Below are 19701 nucleotides of genomic sequence, written 5' to 3' on the forward strand. Positions count from 1 at the left end.
AATATGGACTTTAAAGGAACTACAGTTATTGCAATAAAAAAAAATGGCAAGACTGTGGTGGCAGCAGATGGACAAGTAACTTTTGGACATACTGTTTTAAAAAGTAATGCTATTAAAATACGAAAATTGCTTAATGGAAGAATTTTAGCAGGATTTGCAGGTTCAACATCTGATGCAATCACTCTTTTTGAGAAATTTGAAGAAAAAATCAAGGCTAAAGGTGATGGTTTGATTGATATTAAAAGGGCGGCTGTTGATCTTGCAAAAGATTGGCGTTCTGACAAAATACTTCATAAGCTTGAGGCTATGATGCTTGTTGCTGATTCTAAAAATATTCTTTTGATTTCTGGTACTGGTGATGTTGTTGAACCCGAAGAGGATGTTATTTCGATTGGTAGTGGTGGCAATTATGCATATTCAGCAGCTCTTGCTTACATGGAGAATAAAAAATTAAGTGCTTTTGAGGTTGCACTTAGATCTTTAAAAATAGCAGCAAGAGTATGTATATATACTAATTCTAACATTGTGCTTGAGGAGATTGAAAATGAATAAATTAGAAGAGCATTATATAGTTCCCAAAGATGTAGTTGCAGAACTTGATAAGTACATAATAGGTCAAGATGAAGCTAAAAAATTAGTATCGATTGCTCTTGTTAATAGATATATAAGATCTAGACTTCCAAAAGAAATAAAAGACGAGGTAATGCCTAAAAACATTATTATGATTGGGTCTACTGGCATTGGAAAGACTGAGATTGCAAGAAGACTTTCTAAGTTAATTAAAGCTCCTTTTATTAAAGTTGAAGCTACAAAATATACCGAGGTTGGCTATGTTGGTCGTGATGTTGAATCCATGGTTAGAGATTTAATGGGCATTGCAGTTAATATGGTAAAAGAAGAGATGTATAATGCTGTAAGAGATGATGCTTTAGTGAAAACAGAAGAGAGAATAGTTGAGAGCCTTTTTAAAGGATCTAGCAGTTCTGAGAATATAGATCCAAACGAAATAAAGGCAGAAGAAAAGGTAAAAGAGAAGCTTAGAAAAAAGCTTAGAGCAGGTGAACTTGATGATACTAGCATTGAAATACAAATTTCTAGTAAAATGCCATTTTCCACAATAGAAATATTTACAGGTGGTAATTTTGAAGAGATTGATATGGGAATTGGTGGTTTATTGGGTAATATATTTGATAGAAAAAAGAAAAGAGAATTTAAGATCAAAAAAGCAAAGGAAATAATTTTAACAGAAGAGCTTGAGAAATTGGTTGATCACGAAAACATTTCAGATATTGCAAAATCTAAAGTTGAAAATATGGGAATTATTTTTATTGACGAGATCGATAAAATAGCTGCTAAGAATAGAAGCGGTAATGATGTATCTAGAGAAGGTGTTCAAAGAGACATTTTGCCAATTATTGAAGGCTCTAAAGTTAATACAAAATATGGAATAGTTGATACTTCTCATATCTTATTTATTGCAGCAGGAGCATTTAATTTGGCTAAACCTTCTGATTTAATACCCGAACTTCAAGGTAGATTTCCGATTAAGGTTGAGCTTAAAAGTCTAAGCATAGACGATTTGAAAAAAATTTTAAAACAAACAAAAAATTCTTTAATAAAGCAATATGTTGCGATGTTTAAGGTTTATAATTTGGATTTAAAGTTTAGCGAAGAGGCTATAGATAGAATTGCAGAGCTTACTTTCAGTATGAATCTTGAGAATGAAAATCTTGGTGCCAGAAGACTTCACGGTGTTATGGAAAGAGTGCTTGCAGATCTTTTTTTTGAGGTGCCTGGCAGTAAGTTGAAAAAATTTGAAATAAACTTGGACTATGTTAATAAAAAAATACAAATTAACGAACAAAAAGATTTAAATTATTATATAATTTAGTTAAAAGCAATTTTAAACAGAGGGGGTTTTAATTTGAATGATTTTGAAAGATCTATAGATTTTTCACATAGATATTTGGATGTTTTAAGTTTAAGGCAAGATGTTATTTCTGACAATATAGCAAATGTAGATACTCCAAATTTTAAAAGAAGTAAAGTTTCTTTTGAGTCAGAGCTTGAAAAGGCTTTTTTAAATAAAGATAAAAATGATCTAAACTTAATCAAGTCTAGTGATAAGCATTTGTCTGGGTTTAAAAATCCAGAATATTCAGATGTCAAGCCCCATAGAGTTCTTGACCATTTTTCAACTATGAATAATAATGGCAATAATGTTGATATTGATTCTGAGATTAAGGTGCTTGTACAAAATCAAATGATGTATCATCTTATGACTAATGTTCAGGCGCATTATTTTAAAAGTATAAATATTGTATTAAAATAAATATTAAAATAAATTAATATTTTAAGGGATGTAAAATGGGATTGTTTTCAAGCATTAATGTAGCTTCAACGGGATTAACAGCACAAAGGTTGAGGATTGATGTTATTTCTAATAATATTGCAAATGTTTCTACTTCTAGAACTCCTGATGGTGGGCCTTATAGAAGGCAAAGGATTGTTTTTGCTCCAAGAGTGAATAATCCTTATTGGAAGGGTCCTTTTATTCCGGATTATCTTGATAATGGGATTGGGCAAGGAGTTAGGGTTGCTAGTATTGAAAAAGATAAGTCTCCATTAAAATTAAAATATGATCCAACTCATCCTGATTCAATAAGATCTGGAGATAAAAAAGGCTATGTGGAGCTTCCTAATGTTAATTTAGTTGAAGAAATGGTAGATATGATTTCAGCTTCTCGTGCTTATGAGGCAAATTCTACTGTTGTAAATAGTAGCAAGTCTATGTTTAGAAGTGCATTAGCTATACTTCAAAGCTAAAGGAGATATCATTGGTGAGAGTAGATTCTTTTTTTACAGAGAATAATATTAATTTAGTTAAAAAAAATCCTTTGCATTTTGATGTGAATCTTTTTAATTCAAAAATCAGCGCCAAAAACAATGATGTTGAAACATTTAAGGATGTTTTAATAAATACGATTGCTGATGTCAATAAAAGCCAATTAAATGTTTCTAAGGTTATGGAGCAAGCTATTCTTCAGCCTGGTAGTATTGATGTTCACGATTTTGTAATAGCTATGTCTAAGGCCAATATGAATTTAAGCATTTTAAAGGCTGTTGTTGAGAGGGGTATGAAGGCTTATCAAGATATAATCAATATTCGTTAAGGAGCCATAAGATTTTGAGCAATTTTTTTACTAATTTTTTTGTTTCAGCAAAAGGGATCTTCAAAAAAGCTAGTACGGTTCAGAAAATAGCCTTAGGATTGATTATTTTTTTTGTGATTCTTGCGTTTGTTTTTTTGATAGGGCTTTCTACCAAAAGTCAAAGTATTGCTCTTTTTGGAGTTGAGATTAAAGATCAATATCTCTTAGATAGAATATCGCAAAGACTTGATAGAGAAAATGTCAAGTATTTTTTGAGTCCCGATGGAAGAATTTATTTGGATGATGAAAAGCTTGCAAAAAAAATGAGAGCAATTCTTGTAAGAGAAGAGCTTGTACCTGTTCATATGGATCCATGGGCTTTGTTTGATATTGATAGATGGACTATTACTGATTTTGAAAGAAGCATTAATCTTAGAAGATCTATTACAAGAGCGGTTGAGCAACATATTGTAGCTTTAGATGATGTTGATGCTGTTAGCGTGAATCTTGTTATGCCTGAAAAAGCTCTTTTTAAAGAGTCACAAGAGCCTGTCAAGGCATCTGTTAGAATTACTCCAAGACCCGGTTCTGATATTATTACCAATAGAAAAAAAGTTGAAGGACTTGTTAAGCTTATTCAGTATGCTATTGAAGGTCTTGAATCCGATAATATTGCTATTGTTGATAATAGTGGAACTATTTTAAACGATTTTTCTAATTTAGATGGAATAGATAGAATAGACTTAGCAGAAAAAGAGCGTAAATTAAAACTTAAGTATGAAGCTATGCTTAGGGGAGAAATCGACTCTGCATTAAGTAAGGTTTTATCTGTTGATAGATTTATGATAGCAAGAGTGAATGTAAAACTTGACACCTCAAAAGAAACCACAGAGTCCAAAGAATATGCTCCTATTGAGCTTCAATCCCAAGATCCAAAAGTTTCTTATAACACTAGAAAAGTAAGCGATTCAACTATCATATCTTCTCAGACTCAAAAAAAAGAATATCAAGGACAAGGATATAGTCCATGGGGTCCTCCTGGACAAGAAGGCAATACTCCCCCTGAATATCAGGATTTAAGCGATATTACTGGTAAATACAATGAGTCTCAAGAGATTAAAAATGTTGCTTTAAATGAAAAAAAATCTACAAGCGAAAAAGAGCCTGCTAGGATTGTAGGAGTTTCTCTTGGTATTTTCGTAGATGGTATCTGGAGTTTTGTGTATGATGAGAAGGGAGATTTTGTAATAGAAAATGGAATGAGAAAAAGAGAATATAAGCCTATGGCATTAGAAGAAATAAAAAATATTGAAGATGTTTTGCAAAGTTCTTTTGAATATAAGCCAGAAAGAGGTGATTCAATAACGGTTAGAAATATATCTTTTGATCGTATGAATGAATTTAGAGAAATAGATGAAAATTATTTTGCAAGCGAAAGGTTTAAATATTTTTTATTTATTGCAAGCATAATATTCTCGTTGTTAATTTTAGTATTTACGATATTTTTTGCTATTTCTAGAGAACTTGAAAGACGAAGACGTCTTAGAGAAGAGGAATTGGCAAAGCAAGCACATTTAAGGCGTCAACAAGCCTTAATGGATGGTGGCGACGATATTGGTGTTGATGATGTTGTTGGTGGGATTAGAGAAGGTGATGAGCTTCAAAACAATGCTGAGCTTTTAGCCAGGGAAAAGCCAGAAGATGTTGCTAAGCTTATAAGAACATGGCTTTTGAAAAATGCATAAAAGGTAGTAATTGATATGGAAGAAAAAAAAGAAAAGGAGATTCTTGATGTTTCTGCTTTAACTGGTAAGCAAAAGGCCGCTATTTTATTGGTTTCAATAGGTTCTGAAATCTCTTCTAAAGTGTTTAAGTATCTTTCTCAAGAGGAGATAGAGTCTTTAACATTTGAGATAGCAAAGCTTGAGACAATTACTTCTGAGCTTAAAGATAATGTTCTTTTAGAGTTTAAAGAATTAATGATGGCTCAAGAATTTATTCAAAAGGGTGGAATTGATTATGCAAGAGAACTTCTTGAAAAATCTCTTGGAACTCAAAAGGCAGTTGACATTATTAATAATTTGGGTTCTGCTTTACAATCTAGGCCTTTTGAATTTGTCAGAAGAGCAGATCCTGCAAATATTTTAAACTTTATTCAACAAGAACATCCCCAAACAATTGCTTTAATACTTTCATATCTTGATCCCCAAAAGGCTTCTTTTATTCTATCTAGTTTGCCTACAGAGGTGCAAACCAATGTTGCAAGGAGAATTGCATTAATGGATAGAACTTCTCCTGAGGTTGTAAGAGAGGTTGAAAGAGTTCTTGAAAAAAAGCTAGCTTCTCTTTCTTCAGAAGATTACACGTCAGCAGGAGGAGTTGACAATGTTGTCGAGATAATTAATATGGCTGATAGAAAGACGGAGAAGTTTATTATTGAATCTCTTGAAGAAGAAGACCCAGAGCTTGCAGAAGAGATAAAAAAGAAAATGTTTGTATTTGAGGATATAGTTTTGCTTGATGACAGATCTATACAAAGGGTTTTAAGAGAAATAGATGGTCAAGAGTTAGCAAAAGCTTTAAAATCTGTAGATATTCCTGTCCAAGAAAAAATTTTCAAAAACATGTCAAAAAGAGCAGCTTCAATGCTTAAAGAGGATATGGAATTTTTGGGCCCTACTAGGCGAAAAGATGTTGAGGAATCCCAGCAAAAAATTGTTTCTCTTATTAGGAAATTAGAAGAGCAGGGAGAAATAGTTATTTCAAGAGGTGGCGAGGAAGATGTACTTGTCTGATAAAGGAGTTTTGTTTGCCTAAGGTTTTATATAAATCATCAGAAGTTGATAATTCAGTAAAGTTTGAATTTGTTGAGATAGCAAAGCCTGTTTTTGAATCCTTGGAAATTAAGGAGAAAGAAAGCAAGGTTTACGACATAGAAAGTCAAATTACTAATCTTAAAGAAGAGTTGCAAATTCTAAGAGATGAAAAATTACGACTTGAAGAGGAACTTATTAAAAGGCAAGAACTTGCCAAAGAAGAAGTTCAAATTGAATCTAATAGGCTTATTGAAGAGGCTAAGGTAAAAGCCAATGAAGTATTAGAGGCAGCCAGGCAAGAAGCAGATCTTTTACAAAGGGAAGCTATTTATAAGAAGGAATCCATTGAAGCTGAATCTAATGCCGAGATTGAAAGATTGGCAAGAGAGTATGGTGAAAAATTAAAAACAGATCTTGAGATAGCAACAGCTAAAGGTAGAGAAGAAGGTTATAACAAAGGTTATGAAAGTGGTTTTGAAGATTTTGATAAAGTTATGAGAAAGTTGCATAGCATAATAGCATCTTTGATTGCCGAAAGGAAAGGTATTCTTGAGTCTTCTGGTGCTCAAATAGTAAGTCTTGTTATGCAAATTGCAATTAAGGTTATTAAGAGGATTACAGATTCTCAAAAAGATATTATTTTAGAAAATGTTAATGAGGCGTTGAAAAGAGTAAAAGATAAAACACAAATTACCATTCGTGTAAATCTTGATGATTTAGATATCCTTAGGCATAAAAAGAGTGATTTTATTTCTAAATTTGATGTTATAGAAAATTTAGAAATCATAGAGGATCCCAACATAGGCAAAGGTGGTTGTATAATTGAAACTAATTTTGGAGAGATTGATGCACGTATTTCTTCTCAACTTGATAAAATAGAGGAAAAGTTTAAAAATTTTTCTTTATTAAGTTGATTATATAAAGGAATTTTAGTGAGCAATTTTTTTGAAAATTATTTAAGACAAGTAGATGATATTGAAACCGTCTCTTTTGTTGGCAGGGTGCAAAAAATAAAAGGTCTTTTAGTCGAAAGCTTAGGTCCCCAGTGTGCCATTGGAGATTTGTGTTTAATTGATCAAAGAAATAATAAAAAGGTATGTGCTGAGGTTTTAGGATTTAATGGTCCTTACGTTAGTCTTATGTCTTATGAAGGATTTAGTGGAATTGAAGTTGGAAATAAAGTCTATTCTTTGAATAAAGGGCTAGAAATAAATCTTAGCGATGAGCTTTTAGGAAGAGTTATTGATTCTCTTGGCAGACCTATTGATAATAAAGGGCCATTTTTGAACAATAGGTATAAAGAGTTAATTTTTAAAAAAATTAATCCAACCAGTAGAAGTATTTTTGAAAAGCAAATATTAACAGGGGTTAAAGTTCTTGACGGGTTTTTGCCAGTTGCAAAAGGGCAAAGAGTTGGTATTTTTTCTGGTGCGGGTGTTGGTAAATCTACTTTGCTTGGCATGATTGCAAAAAATTCAAATGCAGATGTAAATGTTATCGCTTTTATTGGGGAAAGAGGCCGAGAGCTTAATGAGTTTATTGAATATGAACTTGGTGAGGAGCGTTTAAAAAAAAGTGTTTTAGTTGTTTCAACCTCAGATGAATCGCCCATATCAAGGTATAAAGGAGCTTATGTTGCCACCATGATAGCAGAATACTTTAGGGAGAAAGGCAAAGATGTGGTTTTGCTTTTTGATTCTATTACTAGATTTGCAAATGCCAAAAGGGAGATGTCTCTTTCTTTAGGAGAGCCTCCGGTAGCTAAAGGCTATCCGCCTTCTGTTTTTGTTGAAATTTCAATTCTACTTGAGAGATCGGGTTTTAATGGTAATGGAGGAAGTGTTACTGGGTTTTATACGGTTCTTGTTGAGGGGGATGATTTTACAGAACCTATAGCCGATAATGTTAAGGCTGTTTTGGATGGTCATATTATTTTAGACAGAGATTTGTTTGATAGAGGAATCTATCCTTCAATAAATGTTCTTAGTTCAACTTCAAGATCTATTCATAGAATAATGAGTTTAGAAAAGCAAAAATTAATAATAAAAGCTAGAAATTTGTTGTCTGTTTATAAAGATTATGAAGATCTTATTAGAACTGGGATTTATCTTAAAGGTTCTAATAAGGATGTTGATTTTGCAATTTCTAAGTATCCTAAGATTATTGATTTTATTTCTCAAGAAATAAATGAAACATTTGATTTTCAAAATTTAGAAGATGAAATAAGGGAAATATTGTCTTGAATGATTTAAACTTTAAAAAACAAAAGCTTAATAGAGTATTAACCATTAGAACTTATCATCGAAAGTTAAGTGAGAGAGATCTAATGAATATAAATGAGAAAATTTTAAAAATAAATCAGTTTTCAGATGGAATTTCCAATCTTTTAAAGAACTTGAATAGTTTTGATGATCTTTCCATAAGAGGTTATATAGACTGTTTGAATTATAAAAAAAAACAAAATTATAAAATTCTTAAGGGACTTAGAAAGTATTATGATGAGTGTTATGACATTTATGTGGACAAATATAGGGAAGAAAAAAAGATCAATATATTAATAAAAACTTTAAATAATTCTATAATTAAAAGTAGAGAAAAGAAGGAAAGCTTATTGCTAGATGAGTATGTAAATTATAAAGTTTGTCAAAATCTGAGGATTAAAAGTGAATAATTTTTTATCGTTCTTTTTTAGGGCATTTTTTTTATTATTTTTAATAGTTATTTTATTTTTCTTTGTATTGTTCTCTATTGATTTTCTTGGAATGTATAATACTAAGAGATATTTTCCTGAGTTTGTAAGAACTAAGTTTTTAGGAGAAAATTCTCTAGTCTTTGATCATAATTCCAATATAATTCTTGATGAAGCTAGACTTGTTAAGGAAAGAGAAGCTATTGATATTAAGAATCAGCAAATTGAAAAGCTTAAAGAAGATCTAAAGCTGAGAGAAGACAGCTTAAATAAGCTTGAATTTGAGCTTAAGCAAAAGCAGAAAGATTTAGATTTAAAACAAAAGGTAATAGATGACATTATAAATAAATATAATGACGAGGAAGCGAATATTTTACAAACAGCTGTATATTTAATGAATATGCCTCCAGAAGATGCTGTTAAGCGGCTTGAAGACTTAAATCCTGAGCTTGCAATATCTTATATGCGAAAAATTGAAGAGCTTTCTAGAAGAGAAGGCCGTCTATCAATTGTTCCTTATTGGTTGTCTCTTATGGATTCTAAAAAAGCTGCTGTATTAATTAGAAAAATGTCTGTTAGTCCATTGGAGTAGTGCTTATATGGGTGATTTATTAAATTTGAGTAAAGCTTATGACAACAAATTTAATCTTTTAAATGCAATTAAAGGAGTAAATTCAAATGTTTCTAAAATGGAATCTAGAAAGAATGCAAGTTCTTTTTTAAATATTATGTTTTCCGAATCTAAAAAATTGGCTAAAACAAAATTTATGATATTTGATTTTTTAAATTTTTTAAAAAATAATGGACTTATTTCTAAAAATTTAAAAAAATCGTCTTTAAATAAGTCCTTTTTTTTAAAAAAACTTGAGAATGAGTCTTTTGCTTCTGATTTGAAGTCCTTGTTTGCTAGAATGAATGTTTTTTTAGAATTTGAAGGTTTAAATAGTATTAAAGAAAATTTATCATTTAATTTTGATAATTTTGATTTTCTAGGTAAAGAAAAATTTTTTGAAAAAATTGAAAGACTTTTTTTGACTTTTAATAATTTAAGTTCTTTTTTGGGTTTTGATTTTTTAACCGCCTTGATTGATGATTATTATGATCAGGTAAGCTTGAATGATAAAAAGGAAGAAAAAAATGTTATTAACATTGATGTGAAAAATTTTAAGAAGAATAATGTTGATCACAATAATTTTGTTTTTTCAAAGGTTAGCTTAAATGCAATTAATGGTCAAAATTTTGCTGGTAGGTATAAAGTTAAAGAAATATCAGATAGCCCTTTAAAAGGTTTTGTTGAAGAGTTTGCTGATTATAACATAAAAAGCTTCAAAGAGGTTGATAGTTTTGATTTTCTCAGCAGTTTAAAGCCAGAGTGGAACCTTAAAATTAATAAAAATATTGTGGATAAAGCTAAAGTTGTGTTAAAATCGAATAATACAGGAGAGATTAAGTTGGTTTTAAAGCCCAAAGAGCTTGGTAGCATACGAATTAATTTGAACCTTGATTCTAATAATAATTTATTGGGAAAGATCGTAGTGGACAATCAAAATGTTAAAATGCTTTTTGATCAAAATATGCATTCATTAAATAAAATGCTTGGTGAGAGTGGTTTTAATGCCAGCTTAAATCTTTTTCTTGCAGGTGAGAATTTAAATTCTTTTTCTAAAAATTTTAAGGATGACTCAAAGGATCAAAATTTTCATTTTGGTTATAATAAGTTTTTTCAAATTGAAGAAGAAGTTGAATTTTCTTACGATGTAGACAAGAATATTAATTTAATTGTTTAGATGGCGGAGTTAAATGAGTGAGATAAATGGAATTGAAAATGTTTCTGATTTGACTATTAGTAACAAAATTAAAAAAGAATCAGGTTTTAAGGTTGATAATGTGTCTAATAAGGTGAATCTTGGCAGAGATGATTTTTTAAAGTTGCTTATTACTCAGCTTAGATATCAAGACCCTACAAGTCCAATGAAGGATAAAGAATTTATTGCCCAAATGGCACAATTTTCAGCTCTTGAGCAAATGACCAATATGAGTAAGTCATTTGAAAAACTTTCATCTTCTTTAGAAATAAGAAAAGATTTGGATTTATTAGGTAAAGTAATTAAATTTCAACATAGTGATGGGGAAATTGTTGAAGGCCGTGTTACAAATATTAAGACAGGCGCAATACCTCAAGTTATGGTTAATGGTAATTATTATGTATATAAAAATATATTGTCGGTAGGTTTGGAGGAATAATTATATGATGAGGTCTTTATATTCTGGTGTTTCTGGGCTTCAGAATCACCAGACAAGAATGGATGTTGTTGGTAACAACATTGCTAATGTAAATACAATTGGTTTTAAGAAGGGAAGAGTAAATTTCCAAGATATGATATCACAGTCTATTTCTGGAGCTTCTCGTCCTACTGATGCTCGTGGTGGGACTAATCCTAAGCAAGTTGGATTAGGTATGAATGTTGCTGCAATTGACACTATTCACACTCAAGGGGCTTTTCAAAGTACTCAAAAAGCGTCTGATCTTGGAGTTAGTGGAAATGGATTTTTTATTTTAAAAGAAGGTAATAATTTGTTTTATACGAGAGCTGGTGCTTTTGATGTGGACTCTGATCGACATCTTGTAAATCCTGCAAATGGAATGCGAATTCAAGGTTGGATGGCAAGAGATTTAGAAGGTGAGAAGTTTATCAATACATCTTCTGATGTTGAGGATCTAATTATCCCAATTGGAGATAAAGAGGGAGCAAGGTCTACCAAGAACGTTACTTTTGCTTGTAATCTTGATAAGAGATTGCCCGTAATTCAAGAAGGTGCAAGTTCGTCAGATATTGCTCGTGGAACTTGGGTTGTCAATAAGTCATTGTATGATAGTTTTGGAAATGTTAGTGTTCTTGAGCTTAGGGTTGTAAAAGATCCAAATATTCCTAATTTATGGAATGCAACAGTGCTTGTAAATGGTGAGCAAAATTCAAATTTTACGCTTGGGTTTGACAATGAAGGGGCGTTGGCGTCTTTAAATGGGCAACCAAGCCAAAAAGGAGATATCCTTCAAATTCCTATAACATTTAATGTTTTAGGCGCAAATGTAGGTGAAATTGGTGAGCAGCAAACTGTAAATTTGAAATTGGGAACAGTTGGGAGCTATACTGATTCAATAACTCAGTTTGCTGATTCTAGTAGCACAAAGGCTATTGTTCAAGATGGATATGGCATGGGATATATGGAAAATTATGAAATTGATCAAAATGGTGTTATAGTTGGTATTTATTCAAATGGCATAAGGCGAGATCTTGGCAAGATTGCCCTAGCTTCTTTTATGAATCCCGGAGGACTTGCAAAATCAGGTGATACTAATTTTGTAGAAACAAGCAATTCAGGTCAAGTTAGAATAGGCGAAACTGGGCTTGCTGGACTTGGTGATATTAGATCTGGTGTTTTAGAAATGGCTAATGTTGATCTTGCAGAGCAGTTTACAGATATGATAGTGACTCAAAGAGGATTTCAGGCAAATGCTAAAACTATTACTACTTCTGATCAATTATTGCAAGAACTTGTAAGATTGAAAAATTAAGCTAAGATTGTTTTTTTAACATATGATTTTTGTAACTAAGCTTAATGGTTATGGATATTATTTAAATCCTTATCACATTGAAAGTATTGAATCTAATCCTGATACTACAATTCTTCTTATGAATGGTAAGAAGTTAATTGTAAAAGAAAAAGTTGAAGAGGTGGTCAAAAGGATTAAGTCGTATAGAAAGGAAGTTGCTTCTTTTGAAAGAATTGTAGGAGAAGTAAATGGAGACGTTGAATTATGAATTTGGCTAGTATAATTGGGTGGGGAGTTGGATTTGGAGCTATTTTAATTTCCATGGCATTTACTCCCACAGGACTTGGTGTTTTTTGGGATTTAAGTTCTGTTTTTATTACTGTTGTTGGATCTTTTTCCGCGCTTATGGCTTCTTCAGAAGTTATTGCTGTAAAAAAAATTCCTACTTATTTGGGATTTTTCTTTAAAAGAAATTCTTATGCCAAGATTTCTATTATAAAAGTGTTAGTAGAGCTTTCAGAAAAGGCTAGAAAAGAAGGTCTTTTGTCTCTTGACGATGAGCTTGAACAAATTAATGATCCATTTTTTAAGTCAGGAATGAGACTTGTTGTTGATGGTGCAGATCCCGAGGTAATTAGAACTATGCTTTATTTAGAGCTTGATCAAATGCAAGAAAGGCATAAAGTTGGCTCAGATCTTTTTAAGACTTGGGCAAAACTTGCCCCGGCTTTTGGTATGACGGGCACTCTAATAGGACTTGTAGCTCTTCTAGGTAATCTAGAGGACAAGTCTGCGCTTGGTTCTTCTATGGCTGTTGCTCTTATTACAACTCTTTATGGGACCATAATGGCAAATTTAATGTTTACTCCTGTCCAACTTAAGTTGGAGAAAATTGATTCTGAGGAGGCTGCAGTAAAGACAATGATAATTGAAGGTGTTTTATCAATTCAGTCCGGAGATAATCCTAGAATTTTAGAGCAAAAACTGATGACGTTTTTGACCCCCAAAGATCGAAACCAGCTTAGTAGCAGTATTGGAGGTGAGTAATGGCTTTGAGAGCTAAAAAGCCTTTAAAATGTGATGAGGGATCTCCAGATTATATGTTGACTTATGGAGATATGGTTACCTTGCTGCTTGTATTTTTTGTTACAATGTTTTCATTAAATGATATTATTTTTCAAGAAAATGTAATAAGGATAATGTCTGCTTCTTTTACTGGTGCAGGATTTTTTAAAGGCGGTAAGACTTTAGATTTTAATAAATTATCTTATTTGAGCAATAGTTTTATGTCTTTGCCTTCTACTGTTCGCAATAAACAAGCATCTCAAACTGCTAAAAATAAATCTATGATTGAATTTATTGAGAAAATTCAATCCAAAAATATTATGGTTAGGCAGGAAGAGAGAGGTATTGTGATATCTCTTGCAGCAGATGCATTTTTTGATTCTGCTAGTGCAGATGTTAAGCTTGAAGACAATAGAGATTCTATTCAAAAAATAGCATCTTTTATTGGGGTTTTAAGTTCTAGAGGCTATAATTTTAAAATAGAAGGGCATACGGATAATATTGATACTGATGTAAATGGGCCTTGGAAAAGCAATTGGGAGCTTTCGGTTGCAAGATCTGTTAATATGCTGGAACATATTTTGAACTATCTAGATCAATCTAATGTTAAGAGCATTGAAAATAGGTTTGAAGTATCTGGTTTTGGCGGAAGCAGGCCTATTGTAACAGACGATACTCCTGAGGGCAGAGCTTATAATAGAAGAATTGATATATTAATTACTACGGATGCATCTTTAAGTTTTCCTAGGGAAATTACACAATAATAATTCTTTTTAATTGTAAAGAAGAAATTAATAGGAGGAATTTTATTATGCCGAATAAGGATGATGAAAATTTAGATGTAGGAGATTCTAATATTAGCAGAAAAGGTGGTTTATTGCCTGATATTATAATAAAAATTTTGCAGATACTAGCAATAGGAATATTTACTGTTGCGATAATGATAATTGTTTCTTATTTTGTATCTAAAATGGTAGTAAGCCAAAGTGGGGCTCCTAGTGATTTTCCAGTTTTTTCTAATGAATACCTAGGAAAGCCGCCTATGCTTATATGGTATGAAAGCATAGATGAGATTAGAGGCAATACTTTAGATATTCCTCCAAAAACTTTTGTTGTAAAGCTTGCTTTAGGGTATGCAGAGAATAATGTTAATATTCTCAATGAGCTTGGAAGACAAAAAGTTCGCTTAAAAGACATTATTAGAGAATATTTTAGTCAAAGAACTGGTCAAGAAATAAAAAATGAAAGTCAAATAAAAGCAGAGATTAAAGCAAGAATTAATAGTATTCTTAGAAATGGAGAAATAAAAGAAATAGCATTAACTCAAATTGATATTTTTGATATGTAATAAAAATTTAAAGGAATTTTAAATGGCAAACAATCCAGGAGCTTTGTCTCAAGACGATATAGATAGTCTTTTAGAGTCTATCAACTCATCTGAAAGTTTATCGTTAGATGAACCCCTTTCTAATGTTATATCTAGTCCTACAGGCAAAAAGCAAAAAGTTAAGTTGTATGATTTTAAAAGGCCAGATAAATTTTCAAAAGAGCAAGTCAGAACTGTTTCAAGTTTTCATGAGGCATTTGCTAGGTATACTACAACCTCACTTTCTGCTCTTTTAAGAAAAATGGTTCATGTTCATGTGGCTTCAGTTGATCAGTTAACTTATGAAGAGTTTATTAGGTCGATACCCAACCCCACAACTTTAGCAATAATAAACATGGATCCTCTTAAAGGGTCTGCTATTTTTGAAGTTGATCCAACCATAGCATTTGCCATAGTAGATAGGCTTTTTGGTGGAGATGGAGATACGATTAAAGATAAAAGTAGAGATTTAACAGAAATTGAACAATCTGTCATGGAAAGTGTTATTATTCGTATACTTGCTAATATGAGAGAGGCTTGGTCTCAAGTAGTTGATCTAAGACCAAGATTTGGACATATTGAGGTTAATCCACAATTTGCTCAAATAGTTCCCCCTACAGAAATGATTATTTTAGTAACTCTTGAGGTTAAAATAGGAAAAGTGGAAGGGCTTATGAATTTTTGTTTGCCTTATATTACCATAGAGCCTATTGTTTCAAAATTATCAACAAGATATTGGCATTCTTTGATTGGAGTTGGAACCACTAGCGAGAATCTTGATGCTTTGCGTGAAAAGTTGGAAAATACAGCAATGCCTTTAGTAGCAGAAATAGGAGAAGTTAAGCTTAAGGTAAGAGAAATTTTATCGCTTGACAAAGGTGATGTTTTAAATCTTGAATCTTCTCTAATAAATAAAGATTTAACTTTAAAAGTTGGTACTAAAGAAAAGTTTAAATGTAGAATGGGTTTAATGGGAAATAAAGTTTCAGTACAAATTACGGAAAAAATTGGAGATATAAAGGGTTTTGATTTGTTAAAAGAGCTTACAGAAGAGGTTGAGTGATAGTTGTTTATTTATTATAACTTAAATTATTAAGAGGTTAAATTTATGAGTGTAGATGAAAAAAATGATAATGGAGAAAAGCCGGAAATAAAGGGAGTTAAGCTTCCCGATTTAATTGATACTTTGCCAGAAGGAGTTGATCCTAGTAATTTTGGGCTTTTGATGGATGTTTCTATGCAGCTTACTGTAGAACTTGGGAGAACAGAGCGCAAAATAAAGGATATACTTGGCATGTCTGAGGGCACGATTATTACTCTTGATAAACTTGCTGGTGAGCCTGTAGATATTTTAGTAAATGGTAAAATAGTTGCCAGGGGAGAAGTAGTCGTAATCGATGAGAATTTTGGAGTTAGAATTACTGAGATAATTAAAACTAAAAATGAATAATAAATTTTTATTTTTAGTTTTTTTAGCGTTTTCTAATTTTTTTACACATGCTAATTCACAAGAGCAGGTAGATTCAATATCTACTGATTTAGAAAATGAATCCAGCTTGCCAATTTTTGAAGAGGATAAGCCAGCTCTTACTAATAATGACAGTGTTCAAACGATTTCTCTTTTTAATATTTCTGATTTGGTCAAGATAGTTTTATTTCTACTTATTGCTTTTTTTATCTTTTTCTTATTTAAAAAGTTGATTTTTCATTCAAAAAAAAGCAAATATGAACAAAATTCTAATTTGATCAAGGAACTTGTTTTTTACGAGATAAATGTTAAAAACTCAATAAGAATTATAAACATACTAGACAATGTTTACGTATTTTTAGTTTCCAGCAATTCTTCTACTTTACTCAAAGAGGTTAAATCTGAAGAAGAGTTAGAAGATTTAAAACTTAGACTTAGCGAAATTAATAATTTTGCTAAGAAAGAAGATTCTTTTAAATCAATCTTTAAGAAAATGTTGCTCAAAAAAGAAGAGATTCCTTTTTCTAGGAATGATTATGTTAAACTTGAGAAGAAAATTGAGACTTCACTTAAGGATAAACAAGATAGATTAAAAAAATTTTAGAGGGTTTATTTTGAGAAAGTGTTTTTTTTTATTTTTTAGTGTAACAAGTTTATCTTTTGCTCAAACAAAGTCTTTGCAAGCTACCAATGGTCTTAATTTTCCGTTTTTAAATTTTGAAAATATTAGTGGTTCAGAGATAGCTTTTTCTTTACAACTTTTGATTCTATTAACCATTATTACTCTTTCTCCAGCATTTTTAGTTTTAATGACTTCGTTTTTGCGAATATCTATAGTTTTGGATTTTATTAGGCGTGCGTTATCTCTTCAGCAATCTCCTCCTACTCAAATAGTAATGGGATTGGCCTTGTTTTTAACTATTTTTACTATGTGGCCAACCTTTAATATTATATATAAACAAGCTTATTTGCCCCTTAAAGAATCAAAAATAAATTTTGATGAATTTTATAATAAAGGAATTGCTCCTCTTAGAATTTTTATGTATAAGCAGATGTCTGATGGGCGCCATGAAGAGATTAGGTTATTTATGAGTATTAGTAATTATGATCGACCAAAAAATTTTAGCGAAGTGCCAACACATGTTTTAATAGCAGCTTTTATTTTGCATGAGCTTAAAGTGGCTTTCAAGATGGGAATTTTAATATTTTTGCCTTTTATAGTTTTAGATATTATTGTTGCTTCTGTTTTAATGGCTATGGGTATGATAATGTTACCTCCTGTAATGATATCTTTGCCTTTTAAGTTGATTCTTTTTGTAATGGTAGATGGCTGGACTTTAATTACCAATGGTCTTATTAAAAGTTTTATGTAAGGTTGTATATGACTGCAGGGCACATTCTTTATTTAATTAGAATTTCTATTGAAAATATTATTATTTTATCAGCTCCAATGTTGATTATAGCTCTTATAGTTGGTCTTTTGATTTCGATTTTTCAAGCTATTACTTCAATTCAAGATCAAACTTTAAGTTTTATTCCAAAGATTATTGTTATACTTTTAACTATTGTGATTTTCGGTCCTTGGATTTTGAATAAGCTTATGCAGTTTACCTATGTGATTTTCAATCAATTGCAAAATGTTTAATTTATGATTTTAAATTGTATTATTTGGATGAAATTTTGAATTTGAATTTTTTAGTTTTAAAATCTTTTACAATTTTGCCTGTTTTGGTTAGAATTTTTATGTTTTTAAAATTCTCTCCATTTTTTTCAACAATAAAAATGGGATATTTTAATTTTTTCTTTTCTTTGATTCTATCTGTAATCGTTGTTGAAAAGATTAAAGTTGCTTATCCTTTGGACAATATGTTTTCTTTTATGTTAATTTTATCAGGAGAAGCTATTTTAGGCCTTATTCAAGCATTTTTTGTTAGTATAATTTTCAATGTTTTTCATTTAGTTGGATTTTTCTTCTCTAATCAAATTGGGCTTGCTTATGCAAATATTTTTGATATCTTTTCAGAAGAAGATAGCATGATTATTTCGCAAATTTTTGCTTATTTGTTTTTACTTTTGTTCTTATCAAGCAATTTTTTACTTCGATTTTTTGTGATTGGCATACACGATTCTGTTTTGAATATTAGGGTTGAACATTTGGTCAATATGAGAAATTCAGAATTTGTCAAGCTTTTACTTATATCTTTTGGATTTCTTTTTGAAAAAGCTTTATTAATTTCGTTTCCAATATTGGCTTTGCTTTTGCTTTTTTATCTGGTATTAGGAATACTTTCAAAATCATCTCCTCAGATTAATTTATTAGTAATTAGTTTTTCAACTTCGCTATTTTTAGGGTTGTTAATTTTGTATATTGGATTTCCAAGCTTAGCAATATCTTCAAAAAGAGTAATTGAACTTTCCTTAGATTCTCTTGCTAGTTTTTTAAAATTGTTTTCCAGAGTTTTAAAATAATGATAAAAGATGAATTTTTGATTAAAAGTTGGTATATTCCTCTTAATTTTTTTTCTGCAGATGATGAAGGAAGAACCGAATTACCCACTGATCAGAAAAAGCAAAAAGCAAGAGAAGAGGGGCGGGTATTAAAGTCCACTGAAATCAATACTGCTATTAGTCTTTTATTGCTGTTTGCATTGTTTTTTTTCATGCTTTCTTATTTTACTTTAGATTTAGTAGCTGTTTTTAAAGAGCAAACCAGCAAGCTTCCTGAAGTTATGAGGATTAGTGTTTATTCTATGGGTTTTGCATATATTAGATCCATTATTGGGTATGTCGTTTTGTTTTTTTTTGCATCCTTGGCTGTTAATTTTTTTGCCAATATTATTCAAGTAGGCTTTTTTATTACTTTTAAATCTTTGGAGCCAAGGTGGGATAAAATTAGTTTTAATTTTTTCAGGTGGGCCAAGAATTCTTTTTTTTCAGCAGGGGCTTTTTTCAATTTGTTTAAAAGTTTGTTAAAAGTTGTTATAATATGCTTGATATATTATTTTATTATAGAAAACAATATAGGCAAAATTTCTAAGCTTTCGGAGTATACACTTCAGTCTGGAATTTCTATTGTATTGGTGCTTGCCTATAAGATATGTTTTTTCTCAGCAATCTTTTTGGCAATTGTCGGAGTGTTTGATTATTTGTTTCAAAGATCTCAGTACATTGAGAGTTTGAAAATGACAAAAGAAGAGGTAAAGCAGGAGAGAAAGGAAATGGAAGGTGATCCTTTACTTCGATCTAGAATAAAAGAGAGAATGAGGATTGTTTTAAGTACTAATTTAAGAGTAGCTGTTCCTCAAGCAGATGTGGTGGTTACAAATCCAGAACATTTTGCAGTTGCTATTAAGTGGGATAGTGAAACAATGTTAGCTCCAAGGGTGCTTGCAAAAGGTCAGGATGAAATAGCTCTCACAATTAAAAAAATTGCAAGAGAAAATAATATTCCTTTAATGGAAAATAAGCTGCTTGCAAGAGCGCTTTATGCTAATGTTAAGGTTAACGAAGAGATTCCAAGAGAATATTGGGAGGTTGTTTCAAAAATTCTTGTGAGAGTATATTCTATTACTAAAAAGTTTAATTAGAG

25 protein-coding genes are annotated in these 19701 nt (G+C 31.0%); all 25 read left to right on the forward strand.

The features are described from left to right. The first annotated feature begins 3 nt into the window (after nucleotides 1-3). Genes hslV through flhB form a run of 25 tightly spaced genes read left to right on the forward strand, consistent with a single transcriptional unit; the run spans nucleotide 4 to nucleotide 19699 of the window. On the forward strand, nucleotides 4-552 hold the full coding sequence (gene hslV / locus BLO14_RS02800; protein ID WP_091972584.1) for an ATP-dependent protease subunit HslV: 549 nt from the start codon (nucleotides 4-6) through the stop codon (nucleotides 550-552). Next, nucleotides 545-1891 carry an HslU--HslV peptidase ATPase subunit gene (hslU, locus tag BLO14_RS02805; protein WP_091972590.1) on the forward strand — a complete coding sequence of 449 codons (1347 nt, stop codon included), beginning with the start codon at nucleotides 545-547 and terminating at the stop codon, nucleotides 1889-1891. Before hslV ends, hslU begins: the two co-directional genes overlap by 8 nt. Nucleotides 1892-1924: 33 nt before the next feature. Then, nucleotides 1925-2332: a flagellar basal body rod protein FlgB gene (flgB, locus tag BLO14_RS02810; RefSeq protein ID WP_091972591.1), complete on the forward strand. Its 408-nt coding sequence runs from the start codon at nucleotides 1925-1927 to the stop codon at nucleotides 2330-2332. 35 nt (nucleotides 2333-2367) lie between these two features. Further along, complete coding sequence (gene flgC / locus BLO14_RS02815; protein WP_091972592.1) at nucleotides 2368-2826, forward strand: flagellar basal body rod protein FlgC; 459 nt, start codon at nucleotides 2368-2370, stop codon at nucleotides 2824-2826. 11 nt (nucleotides 2827-2837) lie between these two features. After that, nucleotides 2838-3173, forward strand: coding sequence for a flagellar hook-basal body complex protein FliE (fliE, locus tag BLO14_RS02820; RefSeq protein ID WP_091972593.1), 336 nt, complete (start codon nucleotides 2838-2840; stop codon nucleotides 3171-3173). A gap of 14 nt (nucleotides 3174-3187) precedes the next feature. Further along, the gene (fliF, locus tag BLO14_RS02825; RefSeq protein ID WP_091972595.1) at nucleotides 3188-4897 is read left to right on the forward strand and encodes a flagellar basal-body MS-ring/collar protein FliF; all 1710 of its coding nucleotides are present in this window, start codon (nucleotides 3188-3190) and stop codon (nucleotides 4895-4897) included. A gap of 15 nt (nucleotides 4898-4912) precedes the next feature. Next, nucleotides 4913-5947, forward strand: coding sequence for a flagellar motor switch protein FliG (fliG, locus tag BLO14_RS02830; RefSeq protein WP_002556889.1), 1035 nt, complete (start codon nucleotides 4913-4915; stop codon nucleotides 5945-5947). Between the two features lie 14 nt (nucleotides 5948-5961). After that, on the forward strand, nucleotides 5962-6882 hold the full coding sequence (gene fliH, locus BLO14_RS02835; RefSeq protein ID WP_091972597.1) for a flagellar assembly protein FliH: 921 nt from the start codon (nucleotides 5962-5964) through the stop codon (nucleotides 6880-6882). Between the two features lie 18 nt (nucleotides 6883-6900). Beyond that, nucleotides 6901-8211 (forward strand): FliI/YscN family ATPase, encoded by a 1311-nt coding sequence (locus tag BLO14_RS02840; RefSeq protein ID WP_091972599.1) that lies wholly within the window; start codon nucleotides 6901-6903, stop codon nucleotides 8209-8211. Next, the gene (locus BLO14_RS02845) at nucleotides 8208-8639 is read left to right on the forward strand and encodes a flagellar protein FlbA (protein ID WP_091972602.1); all 432 of its coding nucleotides are present in this window, start codon (nucleotides 8208-8210) and stop codon (nucleotides 8637-8639) included. The genes BLO14_RS02840 and BLO14_RS02845 overlap by 4 nt, the downstream gene beginning before the upstream one ends. Next, a complete protein-coding gene (locus tag BLO14_RS02850) occupies nucleotides 8632-9249 on the forward strand; it encodes a periplasmic-type flagellar collar protein FlbB (RefSeq protein WP_091972608.1) in 618 nt (205 codons plus the stop codon). Before BLO14_RS02845 ends, BLO14_RS02850 begins: the two co-directional genes overlap by 8 nt. Nucleotides 9250-9256: 7 nt before the next feature. After that, nucleotides 9257-10444, forward strand: coding sequence for a flagellar hook-length control protein FliK (locus BLO14_RS02855; protein WP_091972612.1), 1188 nt, complete (start codon nucleotides 9257-9259; stop codon nucleotides 10442-10444). Between the two features lie 13 nt (nucleotides 10445-10457). Then, nucleotides 10458-10901, forward strand: coding sequence for a flagellar hook assembly protein FlgD (flgD, locus tag BLO14_RS02860; RefSeq protein WP_091972614.1), 444 nt, complete (start codon nucleotides 10458-10460; stop codon nucleotides 10899-10901). A gap of 4 nt (nucleotides 10902-10905) precedes the next feature. Next, nucleotides 10906-12234 carry a flagellar hook protein FlgE gene (gene flgE / locus BLO14_RS02865; RefSeq protein WP_091972622.1) on the forward strand — a complete coding sequence of 443 codons (1329 nt, stop codon included), beginning with the start codon at nucleotides 10906-10908 and terminating at the stop codon, nucleotides 12232-12234. A 22-nt stretch (nucleotides 12235-12256) separates the two neighbouring features. Then, nucleotides 12257-12481 (forward strand): flagellar FlbD family protein, encoded by a 225-nt coding sequence (locus BLO14_RS02870; RefSeq protein WP_091972625.1) that lies wholly within the window; start codon nucleotides 12257-12259, stop codon nucleotides 12479-12481. Further along, on the forward strand, nucleotides 12478-13260 hold the full coding sequence (locus BLO14_RS02875; protein ID WP_091972626.1) for a motility protein A: 783 nt from the start codon (nucleotides 12478-12480) through the stop codon (nucleotides 13258-13260). Before BLO14_RS02870 ends, BLO14_RS02875 begins: the two co-directional genes overlap by 4 nt. After that, nucleotides 13260-14042 (forward strand): flagellar motor protein MotB, encoded by a 783-nt coding sequence (gene motB, locus BLO14_RS02880; RefSeq protein WP_091972627.1) that lies wholly within the window; start codon nucleotides 13260-13262, stop codon nucleotides 14040-14042. Before BLO14_RS02875 ends, motB begins: the two co-directional genes overlap by 1 nt. 47 nt (nucleotides 14043-14089) lie before the next feature. Further along, on the forward strand, nucleotides 14090-14626 hold the full coding sequence (gene fliL, locus BLO14_RS02885) for a flagellar basal body-associated protein FliL (RefSeq protein WP_091972628.1): 537 nt from the start codon (nucleotides 14090-14092) through the stop codon (nucleotides 14624-14626). Nucleotides 14627-14648: 22 nt separating this feature from the next. Continuing rightward, entirely contained in the window at nucleotides 14649-15707 is a 1059-nt protein-coding gene (gene fliM, locus BLO14_RS02890) for a flagellar motor switch protein FliM (RefSeq protein ID WP_091972629.1), read from the forward strand. A 45-nt stretch (nucleotides 15708-15752) separates the two neighbouring features. Further along, nucleotides 15753-16094, forward strand: a complete 342-nt coding sequence (gene fliN, locus BLO14_RS02895) for a flagellar motor switch protein FliN (protein WP_091972630.1) — start codon at nucleotides 15753-15755, stop codon at nucleotides 16092-16094. After that, on the forward strand, nucleotides 16087-16716 hold the full coding sequence (locus BLO14_RS02900) for a flagella biosynthesis regulatory protein FliZ (protein ID WP_091972632.1): 630 nt from the start codon (nucleotides 16087-16089) through the stop codon (nucleotides 16714-16716). Before fliN ends, BLO14_RS02900 begins: the two co-directional genes overlap by 8 nt. A gap of 10 nt (nucleotides 16717-16726) precedes the next feature. Then, entirely contained in the window at nucleotides 16727-17485 is a 759-nt protein-coding gene (gene fliP, locus BLO14_RS02905) for a flagellar type III secretion system pore protein FliP (protein ID WP_091972635.1), read from the forward strand. Between the two features lie 8 nt (nucleotides 17486-17493). Further along, nucleotides 17494-17757, forward strand: a complete 264-nt coding sequence (gene fliQ / locus BLO14_RS02910; RefSeq protein WP_091972637.1) for a flagellar biosynthesis protein FliQ — start codon at nucleotides 17494-17496, stop codon at nucleotides 17755-17757. Between the two features lie 35 nt (nucleotides 17758-17792). Further along, on the forward strand, nucleotides 17793-18581 hold the full coding sequence (gene fliR / locus BLO14_RS02915; RefSeq protein WP_091972639.1) for a flagellar biosynthetic protein FliR: 789 nt from the start codon (nucleotides 17793-17795) through the stop codon (nucleotides 18579-18581). After that, nucleotides 18581-19699 carry a flagellar biosynthesis protein FlhB gene (flhB, locus tag BLO14_RS02920; RefSeq protein WP_091972641.1) on the forward strand — a complete coding sequence of 373 codons (1119 nt, stop codon included), beginning with the start codon at nucleotides 18581-18583 and terminating at the stop codon, nucleotides 19697-19699. The genes fliR and flhB overlap by 1 nt, the downstream gene beginning before the upstream one ends. Nucleotides 19700-19701: the final 2 nt, after the last annotated feature.

The organism is Borreliella japonica, assembly GCF_900099615.1.
Lineage (GTDB): Bacteria > Spirochaetota > Spirochaetia > Borreliales > Borreliaceae > Borreliella > Borreliella japonica.